Genomic DNA, 14,401 nt, shown 5'->3' with positions numbered 1-14,401 from the left:
CAAGGTTATCTTACCATTTTTCAATCTGGATGACACCTTGTTTTTCGAGCAGATATTTCAACCGTCAAAAAGCAAAACAGTCTCTCCGATTTCCCTAGCCAAACAGGAAATCGGAGAGACTGTGTTTAATTCAAAAGCGTATCGTACGGGATAAAGTAGGCGTAATCACCTGACAGGATGAAGATTAGCAGGAAGATGATGACCGTGAATCCCAAGCAGAAAATCAGATTGACCAATTTGTTCTTCGTGAAGTTCAGGATGAAATAAGGCGCCACGAACATCTCATAGGTCGCAAAAGGCGAACTCAGACGCCCCCCTACCGTCGCCAGATTCCCGAAAGCGATCAGGATCAACGACGCCAGGAAATAGAGATTATGGTAGGTCCGGTATTTTTCATCCTTGCGGACATTCGTGAACAACAGTGTCCCGAAGAAGATTAGCAGCTGCATCAACAGGACCGGATTCATCAGCCATTGTCCGCCGGTATAGGCTGGATTCGTAAAGTAGGGAGCATAGCGGTCCGGTACCGCCCACAAGTAAAGCTGCGGCATCTGCACAACAATTCCGGCAGCGACCGCCAAACCGAACAGCATCAGCACCTGCAGCTTGCTGCCGTCATAAAGATAGTTCTCATAGATGTAGCCAACGATGAAGATGAGCGCAGTAATATGGAACAGAGAAGCAAGCCCCACAACGGCCAGAAAGCGGAACATCTGTTTCTGCTTCATGTACTTCACCGAATAGAGCAGGATGATGCTCGCTATCGAACCGCGGATCTGCCCCATATCCCTCGCCAAAAAGAAGCGCGAGAAATAATAGAAAAGAATCAGGGACGGATATGGGACATTCTTGTAGAGATAATTGACCAACAGCCCCATGCTCAGGAACGCGAAGAAGAGAATGAACGCATAATAATTCAAACCCAGCTTCAGGAAAAGATAGTTCAACAGCAGGTAGCCCGGTTCGGAGTCGATGCTGCCGTTGAAGACGTCCGACAAACCGGTCAAATCATAGAAAAAGTAATAATAAGAAACGAAATCATAACCCGAGTAATAGCGGAATCCAGCCAAGATAGCCAAGAGACCGCCTCCGATCAGGACGATTTTTTTGTTGTCATAGAACACTTCAGCAAGGCTGAGCAGCATCAAAGTGATGAAGGTAAAGACATAGAGAGCCATCCATTATTCCTCCTCCAATGCTAGACTAAGATGATTTTGATTGGAGTCGCGTAATTTTCCAATAGCGTGCGTTGGTTCTTGTACCAATCCTTCGTCGTGCCGTTCTTACGGGAAACGATGATGACTTCATCGAAACTCAACAGTGGGTCTGCCGAAAGGACGGATTGCGCGAATACGTATGGCGTGCCTTCCATCTGCTCCAGAAGTTTCTGTACGTCAGTAGGCAACGGCTGCTCTGACAAAACTAGCTTGCGGGCCGCAGCCGGATGTTGGATTCCATGCGCCAAAGCGGCTTCCTGAGCTGTAGCAGTCGTATGGGACAAGTCGAGCACGGTATCATCATCGCTCATGCGATAATTGAACACATCCGTGATTTCCTTCTTGAAGAATAGTCGGAAGAATCCCAACAGCATGCCCAAAAATAAACCAGCGATGAACAGTCCGGCTCCCATGACAAGATACAGCAACATGCTAGTACTTCCTGTTTCATTTGTCTGCTCCGGACCTTTATCCAGTTGGACAACATGCGGTTCGGACAACAGGTAGATGCTCTTGTTTTCGAAGAATGGGATCGTTCCCTCTTGCATTGCTTTATAGAGGACTGTTGCGATGGCTTCATTCTTTGCTTCATCCCCTGTCCCTACAGTGATGTGCAACTCACTCGTATCATAATCCGTATCCACATCAATCATGTAATTCGCCGGAATGTCGCCTTCCTCCATCGCTTCGATTTCATCAGTTGCAACGATCGGCTCCACCGAATCAATCGCTTCATAGACATTTGGCGATAACAGCACTGCTTCCAACAGATTAAAATTCGTGAAAGCATAGCCTTCCGTATTTTCTACATAGAAATCGAAACGTACGGCATCTTCTAAGAGTGCTTTGTATTCAGTGTCCGTGATCAACTGCAGTTCCAATCCAGTGCCCGGATCAATTTTCTTGATTTCTTCGACTTTATCATCACTGAACAGCGTGTAGGCGATCGCCAGTGCATACAGGAGGACAAGTGCTAAAGCAGTCCCGAAGATCGTCTTTTTGTTATCCTGCAAAAATTCTTTTGTTTGTTTTAGGGTGGGTAAATGCATCATGCAGAGGCCTCCTTCGCGTCGTATATTTTTTCCAGCGCTTTTGCGGTCTTCCGCATGTCAAAAGCTTCCATTTCCGGTTTTGGACGGTTGCCTTTCGGCTCTCCCATGACTTCGGCTTCCCAAATGTCCAGACTCGCATCAAGCGGCACAAAACGGACATTCTCGGATAACACCGTGTCCTCCGAGACTTCCGTCGACATCACCAACTTGGCGTTGGCGGCCTGCGCTTCCACCGCCACGATCGGCAAACCTTCATACAACGAAGGCAACAGGAAGACGTCCATCGCTTTCAGCAGCTCGGCGATATCTTCGCGTTCCCCCAAGAAGAGCACATGCTCGGATACGCCCAGATCCTTGGCCAAGCCGTGGATCTCTGCTTCCAGGCTGCCGGCCCCGACCGACAGCAGATACGTGTTCGGGTGCTTCTTCAGGATGTGCGCAAAAATTTTCAGCAGCAGCCGGTGATTTTTCTGTTCCTCGAAGCGGCCGATGTGTCCGATCACGAAAGCATCTTGCGGAATGCCCAACTGCGCATGCATCTCTGCCTTCGTCACCGGCACATTGCGGTAACGGTCCAGGTCGATGCCGTTCGGAAGCATAACGAAAGGCTGTTCCTTGCCGAAAAGGCCAACGCCGGCCTCATCCGAACAGCCAATGAAATCAGTCGCATATTTCATCATCAAACTGTTGAAAATTGGGCGCACGACGCTGTACGGGAATCGGTTGCCCTTACCGTCGGAAGTCGCATGGCTGTGGGCGATGCGCTGTTTGACGCCGGCTTTGGCAGCCAGCCACAAGTTCAGGCCGCCGCCGAAGAAGATTTCGTTATGGACGATATCGACTTGGTTCTCCTGCAGCAGTTTGCTGACGGTTTTGATGTATTTTAATGGATGCTTATTAGGGTTCGGCACGACGAAAATCTTGCCCCCCAATGCAGCGATTTCGTCATGGTAAGGACGCACATCAGCAAATTCTTCATAGATGACGAAATCGAATTGAAACTTTGAGCGGTCGATATTGCGGTAGGCGTTCATCATGAAGGTTTCCGCGCCGCCTTTTCCCATTCTGCCCTGGAAATGCAGGACACGTTCAGGTTGAGTCATTAGTGTAGTTCTCCCATCTGTCTAGAAATTTCCTTTGAGTTTTTCGATCAATTTCGGCGACGCATTACTCAAGAGGTGCATCATGCCGGAAGCGATATAGTTCAGGTAGACCGATTTGCTCCGGAACAGGAACTGCATGATTTTCCGGATCGGTGTATCGGTCAGGCTGTGCGCCGTTGCATACTGCACGCGTGGATGCTGCAGTATCTTTTCGATGTAGCGCCGTTTGCCTGCCCAATCCAAAGGGCAGCTGGCGCCGTGCAACGGAATGATGCAGGACATCGTGCCTTTCAGGAAAAGCGCACTGAAACCACCCAGATTCTTGTCGGTCAGGTCCAGCAATTCATTGTAGAATTCCAGGAACGTCTCGAATTTATTGTCGAAATACTTGTTGGTCAAGCTGCTTTTGCCTTCGAAGGCGTACTGGTACAGCACCTCGCTTGTCGTCACGACTTTGTCGGCATGCCGGTAGTAGGCGATGTTGAACAGGCGGTCCTCGCAGCTGCTGTAGCTCGGAAAGGTGATTTGGTGCTCACGGATGATGTCCAGACGGTAGATTTTGTTCCAGATGACATACATCAGCTGTTTGTTCATCAAAGGATACAGATTCTCCAGGAACGCCGCATTCGAGGCGTAGACCCGATCCTCGGCGATGACCTGCTTTTCCGAAACGATTTCCTGATTGTCCAGCACCCGCAGATTGTAGGATGCCACGATCAGATCCGGAGACTCTTTGTTGATGATTGCTTGGTAGCGTTCCAAAGTATGGTACTCGATTTCATCGTCCGCATCCATCAAAAACAGATATTGTCCCTGTGCGCGGGCAATCCCTTGATTGCGGGCATTCCCCGGCCCATTGTTCGGAATGGTGATGAAAGAGAAGCGGCTGTCCTTATCTGCGAATGCCTGCAGAACGTCCGCAGTCGCGTCCTTCGAACCGTCGTTCACGATGATGACTTCAAAATCGCTTACCGTCTGCGCGGCGATGCTTTCCAAATTGGCAGGGATGGTGCCGGCGCAGTTGTAGGCCGGGATCACGATGCTGAAAAAAGGTTTGTTTTCCATTAGTTTTCCTTCCTGACATTGGGCATGACGGAGCACCCAGGCCAGCCAAGGCCGGGGCTGTATAAAATTTGCTCCGTCAGATCAACGCGTTATGCTTTGTTCTTTAATTCCTTAGCCAATTCTTTCAGGTAAGGGCGCATTTTGTCGGCTGTATCTTTGTTCTCCAGACCGAATTCGATGTTCGCGATCAATAAGCCGTATTTATCGCCTACGTCATAGCGCTTGCCGGTATATTCATAAGCGACCAACGGATGGATCGCATTCAATGACTCGATTGCGTCGGTCAGCTGGATCTCGTTGCCGGCATCCGGCGCTTGGTTGCGCAGAATGTCGAATATTTCCGGCGTCAGCAAATACCTGCCGATGATGGCAAGGTTGCTCGGCGATTCTTCCGGAGTCGGTTTCTCGATGAAGTGGTTGACGCTGTAGATATGTTCGCCGACTTTTTCTTTGATGTCGACGATGCCGTATCGGTTCGTCATGTCATCGGGGATGCGCATCGTTGCAACAACGCCGCCATTCGTCTCGTCATAGGTATCCATCAAAGCTTTTGCCAACGGGACTTCGCTCGGCATGATATCATCGCCCAAAAGCACGACAAAAGGTTCGTTCCCGATGAAAGCTTCAGCCTGCAGAATGGCGTCACCAAGTCCATTCGGATAGGCTTGGCGCACGTAATGGATGTGCGGAATGTTTGTTTTCTGAACCAATTCCAACATCGCCGTCTTGCCTTTTTCCTTCAAGTTCTCTTCCAAGGCAATGTTTACGTCAAAATGATCCTCGATCGGACTTTTGCCCTTACCGGAGATGATGATGATCTCTTCGATGCCGGCAGCCATGGCTTCTTCCACCACATATTGGATGCTCGGTGTATCCACGATCGGCATCATTTCCTTTGCCATCGCTTTCGTCGCCGGCAAAAATCGCGTTCCTAAACCTGCTGCAGGTATTACAGCTTTCCGTACTTTTGTCATGGGGACTCCCTCTTTCTTCGTATAGTCTGTTCCATTATAACAAAGATGCCGCAAAAAAAGAATCAACATAAGACAGAAAAAGGGCCACGGCACGCATCCAATCGGATGAGCGCTGCCGCGGCCCAAGCTCATTCAGCGCAGAAACTACGCTTCGTAACCATTCGGATTACTCTTTTGCCAATTCCAGGAATCACGGCACATGTCAGCCAATGTCTTCTGGGCTGTCCAGCCTAGTTCTTCTTTTGCCTTTGTCGCATCCGCGTAGCAAGTCCCTACGTCGCCAGGGCGTCTGTCGATGATTGTGTAAGGAATCTCGACTCCAGTAGCCTTCTGGAAATTATACGTCAAGTCCAGCACACTGTAGCCGATGCCGGTACCGAGGTTGTAGATGCCGACGCCGTTTGTTTCTTTGATTTTGTCCAAGGCTTTGATGTGGCCCAATGCCAAATCGACGACGTGGATGTAGTCGCGCACGCCGGTACCGTCCGGGGTGTCATAATCGTCCCCGAACACGCTCAGGCGCGGCAATTTTCCGACCGCCACTTGGGTGATGTAGGGCATCAGGTTGTTCGGGATGCCGGTCGGGTCTTCGCCGATCAGGCCGGATGCATGCGCGCCGATCGGATTGAAGTAACGCAGCAAGGCGATGCTCCACTCGGAATCGGAAACAGCCACATCCTGAAGGATCTGTTCAATCATGACTTTCGTGTAGCCGTAAGGGTTCGTTGCGCTTGTCGGCAAGTCCTCAGTCAGAGGCGACACGTTGTTCATACCGTAGACCGTCGCCGAGGAGCTGAAGACGATCTTCTTCACGCCATGACTGCGCATCACATCGCACAGTACCAAAGAGCTCGTGATGTTGTTGTGGTAATATTCGATCGGTTTCGATACGGATTCGCCCACTGCTTTATAACCGGCGAAATGGATGACGGAGTCGATGTCCTCTTTTGCAAAGACGCCATCCAGCGCCTCGCGGTCCAAAACATCCACTTCATAGAAAGTCGGTGCTTTACCGGTGATCATTTTGATCCGGTTCAACACTTCCGGTTTGCTGTTCGAATAGTTGTCGACGATGACCACTTCTTGACCTGCGTTCAATAATTCCACTACGGTATGGCTGCCGATGTAGCCGGCTCCGCCTGTTACTAATACTGACATGTAATCCCTCTTTCCAATTGGCTGATATCGTTTATTTTCTTTTTCATTATTGCTGTAGATGATTTTTTTCTTATTCTTCTGTTTCTTGGACACTGTCTAAATCGGACGTCCCTGTAACCAATCCGGCGCTGGTCATCTGGCCAAAACCAAAGGATGAGTCAGCATCCGAAAGATTCATGTCGCTGAACTGAACCTGATCGATTTCCAATTCATCACGCAGCGTGTTGGCGATGCGCAAACGCTCTTCCGGATCCACATAATAATAGTAGATTTCATCATAATACAATTCTTCCCCAGCAATCGAAAGTTGCGTGAATGTGTCAAGGGCGTCGACATAGCCGGACTTGATGTCCAGGAGATCCTCGAAAGAAAGATTGGTTTGGATATTCACTTCCACTGCACTGAGAATTTTTTTGTAATTCGTGACGCTGTCGATACTGATCAACTTATCCAAAATCGCTTTGATGACCATCCGTTGTCGATTCTGTCGACCCAAGTCGCCTTCCGGATCCTCTTTGCGCATCCGGGCGAAAGCCAAGGCATCCCAACCACCCGCTAGAACTGTTTTGCCCTCAACGAAGGAAGAACCTTCAAACTCGAAAGTCAACGGGCTCGTCAATTCGATGCCTCCGATTGCTTCGACGATATCGTGCAATCCTTGCATATTGATTTCGACGTAATAGTCGATCGGCACGTTCAGGAATTCCTGGATGGAGTTTATCGCCATCTGGGTGCTCCCGAAAGCATAGGCATGCGTGATTTTGTCGTTGTATTCGGGATAGAGGTTTGTTTCGTAGCCCACCATCTCAGCATAGCTGTCACGCGGCACACTGACGATTGTAGTCTCTTTGGTCTTCGGATTGACCGTCGCAACGATGATCGTGTCCGAACGACCGGTTCCGTCTGCGATACCATCACCGTACATATCGATACCCAACAGCGCAAACGAAATCGGATGGGTCGCATCGACCGAAACTTCCTCTTCCCGCATATTTTCCGTTTCGACATCCTCAAAAACAGTTTTCAACGTGCTCTCCACATCGTCGTAGACAGTCCAGAACAATGCGAAAGCGACGAGGACAAGGCTCATCAATGATAGAATAATGATTCGGTTTCGTTTTTTCTTCTTAAAATAATTGCTTCTTGTGTCATTCATCGGTTCGAGCCTCTTTCTGCGCAATGCGGCTGCATGACAGCCCATCACCCTACTTAATATCGCTCCACCAAGTATAGAACAATTTTGGCGAATGAAAAAGGAATATTAAAAAACTTAACAAAAAAGTAAACCTATCGCAAAGTAATACTACTCAATTTTAACATAGTCATACAAATCCCTCTGCGGACGCTTTTATGAATTGACTTTGAATTCTCAAATTCTTTTAAATCGCTTTCATTTAGGTTATAATAACATAAAGTGGTTAAGTTAAGCAGTCGAATAAACCTATCAATACTTGACCTCTTACACTGTTTCCGGCTCATTCCACGTTTAATTTCAATAATAAGGAGATGGTCCTGATGGTTACGTAGCATACAACCCACCACAGCAAAAGAAACACTTAATTGAATATGCTTGTTTTCAGATTTAGCGATTGAAGGAGGGCTGAATTATGAAAAAAAGATTTATTATACTGCATCCTTTCTTAGTCATATTTACAATCTACGGCGCGCTGACAGATGTATCTGCAGCAACGGAAGGGACAACAGGGACAACTGAAACCACACTCCAAGAGCCCATTCTCTATGAACAGCCGCCAGGTATTCCGCTGCCGGAAACAGTGATGGAAACCAATGACGCCAACACACCCGCAACTACAACCACGGAATCTCCGCCCGCAGAAGTGAGTGCGGTAGATGAGCAGATGACGGAAACTCCTGCATCACCTACAGAACAGCCTCTGCCGGAAACGGCCGATCCGCAACCCACCACCACAGAAACAACCACACCGGCGACCACGCCTACTGAGGACGCGACCATACCGGAAGCAACCGACCTAACAGCTCCCACAACGGAAACAACTACTCCAGATATGACTGCACCCGTAACACCCATTCCTGAAGAAAATCCAGTAGATGTAACTGTAGAACAACCTGCTACCGGCACAGAAACTCCGATCGAAACGGAACAGCCAACGGAAACTCCGACAGAAACGATTGAAGTGACCGAAGAAACTGCACCAATAGAGTCGATTGTAGAAGCCGGAATCACCTACGAAGAACCCATGCAAGTGATGGCTGCAGCCGCAGTCAGCGATTTTTCAGGAACTTCACAAATCATCAATTCAGTAAATATCGCAGATAATGTGATCGCTCTGACGTTCGATGATGGCCATTCCTATGGAAACCTTTACGAGATTCTGGATAATTTAAACTACTTAGGCGTGAAGGCCACTTTCTTCATGAACGGTGATGCCGACGCTTCCTTGCTGCAGCAGATTGTGGCGGACGGTCATCAATTGGCCAACCACACCTACTCACATGGCGACTCTGCGACACTCTCGTCATCTGCCTTGGCGAACGATATCAACCTGATGGAAGATTACATCCAAGAAACAACCGGCACTTCATCCTTGCCTTTCTTCCGTCTCCCTTACGGTTCCTACAACAGTTCCGTTTTGGATACGGTCGGTAGCCTCGGTTACCAATATACAATCGGTTGGGACGTCGATACGCTCGATTGGACCGGCATTTCCGCTACTGCGGTAAGCAGCGCAGTCGTCAACAATGTCAGACCTGGTTCAATCGTCCTGATGCATGCCAGCGTCGGTGCTGCCAACACCCCTGAATCTTTGTGGTATTCTATCGCAGCCCTTAAAGAAGCCGGTTATAGCTTCTCCACAGTCAGCGATCTGTTGGCATTAGGGGGTTATTTTGCAGTCGAAGAAGAAGCACCGATCGAAGAGGATTATTCGGATGATATCCTATCAGAAGTCATCAACCAAGTTTCTACCGGCGAAAAAACCATTTCCTTGACCATCAGCGATGCATCCGATGCCGAAAATGTCCGTGAAATATTGGCGAACCTGGCCACAATGGATGTGAAGGCTACTTTCTTCCTGAACGGCCTGACTGATCCGACCGTGATCAACGAAATCATCCAACAAGGACATGAAATCGGCAACCATACCTACACACACGATGATGCCACAGCAATGACAGTAGGCGAAGTCGTCTGGGAACTGAATGCCTTGGAAACATTGGTACAAGACAGTACAGGCGGAGCAACTACCCGCCCTTACTTCCGGGCACCGATGGGCGAAACCAATGATGCAGTCCTTGCGACAGCCGCCAGTATGGGATACATGTATACAATAGGCTGGACGGTCGATACACGCGATTGGAGTGGAACATTGACGGCAGCCCAAGTCAGCTCTGCTGTCGTGAACAACTTGGCACCAGGCGCCATCTTCCTGATGCATGGAAATGCTTCAGCAAGCACGACACCTGCCTCTTTGCTGCAGATGATCACAGCAATCCGCCAACTGGGGTACAACTTCGCTACAATCAGCGAATTGCTCGCTTTGGAGGGCTCCTATCCGACAACACCGGGAGAGGAACCTGGTGAAACAATCCCTGATCCGGACCCAAATCTGCCGAGCAGCACTTCGCCCGCTGAAATCGTGAACCAAGTCAACACCGATGTGCCGGTCATCTCTTTGACCATCAGTGATGCATCCGGAACCGAGAATGTGCGGCAGATCCTCAATAACCTCGCGCTATTGGGAATCAAAGCCACCTTCTTCCTGAACGGCATGACCGATCCGAGCCTGATTGATGACATCATCGCGCAAGGCCACGAAATCGGCAATCATACTTACAGCCACGAAGATGCCACCCAAATGACCCAAGCACAATTGAAGACGGACCTTAACAACCTTGAGCAACTCGTTCAAGATGCAGCAGGCACGAGCACGACACCTTACTTCCGTGCACCGATGGGCGAAACCAATGCGACGGTTTTGGCAACCGCGGGCAGTCTCGGTTATCAATACGCCATCGGTTGGACAATCGAAACGCGCGACTGGAGTGGTACGCAAACAGCAGCACAAATCAGTTCTGCTGTCGTAAACAGCTTAGCACCCGGAGCGATCCTTCTTTTGCACGGCAGCGCCGACGCAGTTGCAACACCAGCCGCAATTCTGCAGATGGTGGCGGCAGTACAGGCACTTGGTTACCGCTTTGAGACAATCACCGGCCTATTGGCTTATCAAGGCATCTATGTTGGTGAAGAACCTGTAGTTACCGATCCTGATGTAGAAGAACCGGACTACGGAACGGGACCATCCCGTTTCGTCAGCCATGTCGATACCGGCAGAAATGTCATCGCCCTTACGTTTGATGACGGTGACGACTACACCAACCTGGCCGACATCATCTACAACCTCAATTACCTCGGCGTCAAAGCCACCTTCTTCCTGAACGGCACAACCGATCCCGGACTGATGGCCGAACTGGTCGCAACCGGACACCAACTATCGAACCATACCTATTCCCACAATGACGATTCTACATCCCTTTCAGCCGATGAATTGGCTTATGACTTGGAACTGATGGAAGATTACATTCTGCAAACTACAGGCGTATCCTCCAAACCCTATTTCCGTGCTCCAGCAGGGGTCTATAACGATGCCGTGCTCGAAACACTCGGTAGCCTCGGTTATGCCTATACAATCGGTTGGACACAGGACACACGCGACTGGGAAGGTTTATCCGAAACGCAGATTGCAGCCAGCGTAACCGATTATCTGGATGCAGGGTCAATCTACTTGCTGCATGCGAATCCGACTGCTGTCGGCACGCCGCAATCCCTTTGGTACCTTATCGCAGAAGCCCGCAGTCAAGGCTATGAATTCGTCACAATCGACGAATTAATGGCGCTGGAAGGCGTCTATGATGATGGCAGTGATAATGGTTCCGGAGAAATTTCTGATGGCGTCTCCCAATTCATCGAACAGGTAGACACGAACCAAAAAGTGATTTCTTTGACCTTTGACGATCTTGGCGACAGTGAAGTCTTGCAGGGAGTCCTTGATGCTTTAGCTGAATTGGACGTCAAAGCGACCTTCTTCGCAGACGGCACAGCCGATCCGGACATGTTGTATCAAGTCGTTTCCCAAGGACATGAACTAGGGAATCACAGTTACTCGCATGAATTTTCTACCTACTTGACCATAGCAGAATTTACGGCTGAGCTGAACGCTTTGGAAAACAAAGTCGTTAATGCGACAGGAGCAACATCCAGACCGCTCTTCCGTCCGCCATACGGGGATTACGATCAATCTGTTTTGGAAACTCTCGGCAGCCTTGGCTATACCTACACTGTAGGTTGGTCAGTCGATACCTTGGATTACCTTGGAACATTATCTTCTGAAGAAATTGCCTTCAACGTGTTGGACCAATTATCACCAGGTTCCATCTACTTGATGCATGCCGTGCCAGAATCCGCCAACACACCAGGTTCCTTGTACGAAATCATCACCTCAGCCCGCGAAGCTGGTTACTCCTTCGCCACCATCAGTGATTTGATCCAATTGGATGGCGTCTACTTGGAAGAGCCTGTAGATCCGGAAATACCGGTTGATCCGGAAAATCCAGTCGAAACCGTCCTTTCACAGCTGATCAATCAGATAACGACCGGAGAAAAAGTCGTTTCCCTGACCATCAGTGATGCTTCAGACGCGGATAATGTCCGGGAAATATTGGCAAACTTGGCTACTCTGAATGTCAAAGCCACGTTCTTCCTGAATGGCTTGACCGATCCGACTTTGATCGATGATATCATCGCCCAAGGCCACGAAATCGGCAACCACACCTTCAGCCATGACGATGCCACCCAAATGACCGAAGCCCAATTGACCAACGACCTCAACAACCTTGAGCAACTGGTCCAAAACGCTTCCGGAACAAGCTCAAAACCTTACTTCCGCGCTCCGATGGGGGCAACGAACACTACCGTCCTTACGACAGCAGGCACGCTCGGCTATGACTACACAATCGGTTGGACAGTGGACACACGTGACTGGTCAGGCACTATGACGGCTGCTCAAGTCAGCTCCGCCGTCGTGAACAACTTGACTCCCGGCTCAATCTTCTTGTTGCATGGGAATAGCTCAGCCGCAACTACTCCGGCAGCTTTGTTGGAAATGATTGCAGCTGCACGCGCGCTCGGTTATGAATTTACAACTATCACAGGCTTGTTGGCTCTCCAAGGCATCTATCCTGACCCGGTCGACCCTGTGGACCCAGTAGATCCAGTCGACCCGGTTGATCCACCGGTCATCACGACACCTTCGCAATTAGTCAATCAAGTCAACACCAATCAACAAGTCATTTCCTTGACTATCAGTGATGTTTCCAGTGCTGCTAATCTCCGCCAGATATTGGCAAATTTGGCGCTGCTGGACGTGAAAGCGACCTTCTTCCTGAACGGCCTGACCGATCCGACTCTGATCGATGACATCCTTGCCCAAGGTCATGAGATAGGCAATCACACCTTCACCCAAGACGATGCCACTCAAATGACGGCAGCTGAATTGACAGCCGACCTGAATCAATTGGAGCAGCTAGTGAAAACAGCTACCGGCGAAAGCACAATACCTTACTTCCGCGCTCCGATGGGTGAAACGAACGCAACCGTATTGGCTACAGCTGGCAGCCTAGGCTACAGCTACACAATCGGTTGGACGGTCGACACCCGCGATTGGTCCGGAACACTTTCAGCCAGCCAAGTAAGTGCGGCGGTCCTGAACAACCTTTCTGCAGGTGCCATCTATCTGCTGCACGGTAACAGCTCAGCCAGCACAACTCCTACCGCGTTGTTGGAAATGATTACAGCAGCCCGCGCCCTTGGTTATCAATTCACGACCATCAGCGAGTTACTTGCCTATGAAGGCGACTACAGCTACGTGGAACCTGAACCGGAATTCGTCATCCCGGAACTGGATGAATTCGGCAATGTCACAAACCCGGTCATCACCCGCAACGATGTGAACGACGTCTCCAATCCACTGGGCACAGCGGATCCGTTCATCATTCTCGTCGACGGCGTCTACCACATGTTCTTTGAAGTATTGGAAGAATACGACATCGCGACGCAAAGCTTCACCGATGGGGTTGCACATGCCTACAGTGAAGATCTGATCAATTGGACCTACACCCAAGTCGTGCTAAGTCCGGAAACTGATGGCATCAGAGCCGCTTATCCCAATGTCTTCGAGTACAACGAAAACTACTATATGATCCCTGACCAAGCCGGCAATGTCGAAGCCTACTTCGCGACTTCGTTCCCGCTCGATTGGGATTATCATTCCACTCTGTTGGAAGGCAACTTCGTCGATACGAACGTCTTCGAAGTCGGTGGCACTTGGTACATGACGACCTCCGAAGATCCGTACAACAGCATCTCCTTGTACTACAACACGTCAGGCGACTGGCGCAACGACCAATGGGAGCTGCACCCAGCCGGTCTCATCATTGAAGAGGACTGGACAGAAAAAGGCTACCGCGGCGCCGGCAACCCGTTCGTGTATGAGGACTATGTCGTGATGCCGGTACAAGTCACGCCGGTCGCCACCAACGTCTACGGCGAGTACACAACTTGGTTCAAGCTCTCCGATCTGTCACCGACAACAGTGACCGTCGAACAGCTCGGCACCGCCATCGAAGCGCAACACAACGGATCCTGGAACGACCTTGCGATGCACCACATCTCCCACGCCCCATACGGTGACGGATACGTGTATGCAGTCGATGGATACGCCTACTACGCAAGCGGAACCGGCCAAGCCGAATACACGATCGGCCTTTACACCTCAAAAGCTTGATACTAAAGTTCA

The 14,401-nt window shown here is 49.9% G+C and carries 8 protein-coding genes; 1 reads left to right on the top strand and 7 read right to left on the bottom strand.

Features of this window, described 5'->3' with window-relative positions:
- Nucleotides 1–125 precede the first annotated feature (125 nt).
- From C8U37_RS02055 to C8U37_RS02025, 7 genes are all read right to left on the bottom strand, one after another.
- Nucleotides 126–1,178 carry an EpsG family protein gene (locus C8U37_RS02055; RefSeq protein ID WP_108031631.1) on the bottom strand — a complete coding sequence of 351 codons (1,053 nt, stop codon included), beginning with the start codon at nt 1,176–1,178 and terminating at the stop codon, nt 126–128.
- 20 nt (nt 1,179–1,198) lie between these two features.
- Nucleotides 1,199–2,269 carry a hypothetical protein gene (locus C8U37_RS02050; RefSeq protein WP_108031630.1) on the bottom strand — a complete coding sequence of 357 codons (1,071 nt, stop codon included), beginning with the start codon at nt 2,267–2,269 and terminating at the stop codon, nt 1,199–1,201.
- Nucleotides 2,266–3,372 carry a glycosyltransferase family 1 protein gene (locus C8U37_RS02045; protein ID WP_245879738.1) on the bottom strand — a complete coding sequence of 369 codons (1,107 nt, stop codon included), beginning with the start codon at nt 3,370–3,372 and terminating at the stop codon, nt 2,266–2,268. The genes C8U37_RS02050 and C8U37_RS02045 overlap by 4 nt, the downstream gene beginning before the upstream one ends.
- Nucleotides 3,373–3,393: 21 nt before the next feature.
- On the bottom strand, nt 3,394–4,437 hold the full coding sequence (locus tag C8U37_RS02040; protein ID WP_108031629.1) for a glycosyltransferase family 2 protein: 1,044 nt from the start codon (nt 4,435–4,437) through the stop codon (nt 3,394–3,396).
- Between the two features lie 89 nt (nt 4,438–4,526).
- Complete coding sequence (galU, locus tag C8U37_RS02035; RefSeq protein ID WP_108031628.1) at nt 4,527–5,411, bottom strand: UTP--glucose-1-phosphate uridylyltransferase GalU; 885 nt, start codon at nt 5,409–5,411, stop codon at nt 4,527–4,529.
- 144 nt (nt 5,412–5,555) lie between these two features.
- Nucleotides 5,556–6,569, bottom strand: a complete 1,014-nt coding sequence (galE, locus tag C8U37_RS02030) for a UDP-glucose 4-epimerase GalE (protein WP_108031627.1) — start codon at nt 6,567–6,569, stop codon at nt 5,556–5,558.
- A 70-nt stretch (nt 6,570–6,639) separates the two neighbouring features.
- Nucleotides 6,640–7,725 carry an LCP family glycopolymer transferase gene (locus C8U37_RS02025; protein ID WP_170100158.1) on the bottom strand — a complete coding sequence of 362 codons (1,086 nt, stop codon included), beginning with the start codon at nt 7,723–7,725 and terminating at the stop codon, nt 6,640–6,642.
- A gap of 451 nt (nt 7,726–8,176) precedes the next feature.
- Between C8U37_RS02025 and C8U37_RS02020 the strand changes: the two genes are divergently transcribed.
- On the top strand, nt 8,177–14,389 hold the full coding sequence (locus tag C8U37_RS02020) for a polysaccharide deacetylase family protein (RefSeq protein WP_108031625.1): 6,213 nt from the start codon (nt 8,177–8,179) through the stop codon (nt 14,387–14,389).
- Nucleotides 14,390–14,401 lie beyond the last annotated feature (12 nt).

Origin of the sequence: Trichococcus patagoniensis, assembly GCF_003051085.1 — a bacterium.
GTDB lineage: Bacteria > Bacillota > Bacilli > Lactobacillales > Aerococcaceae > Trichococcus > Trichococcus patagoniensis.
Note: the sequence above shows the minus strand (reverse complement) of the source record. Positions and strands in the feature narration are given on the sequence as shown.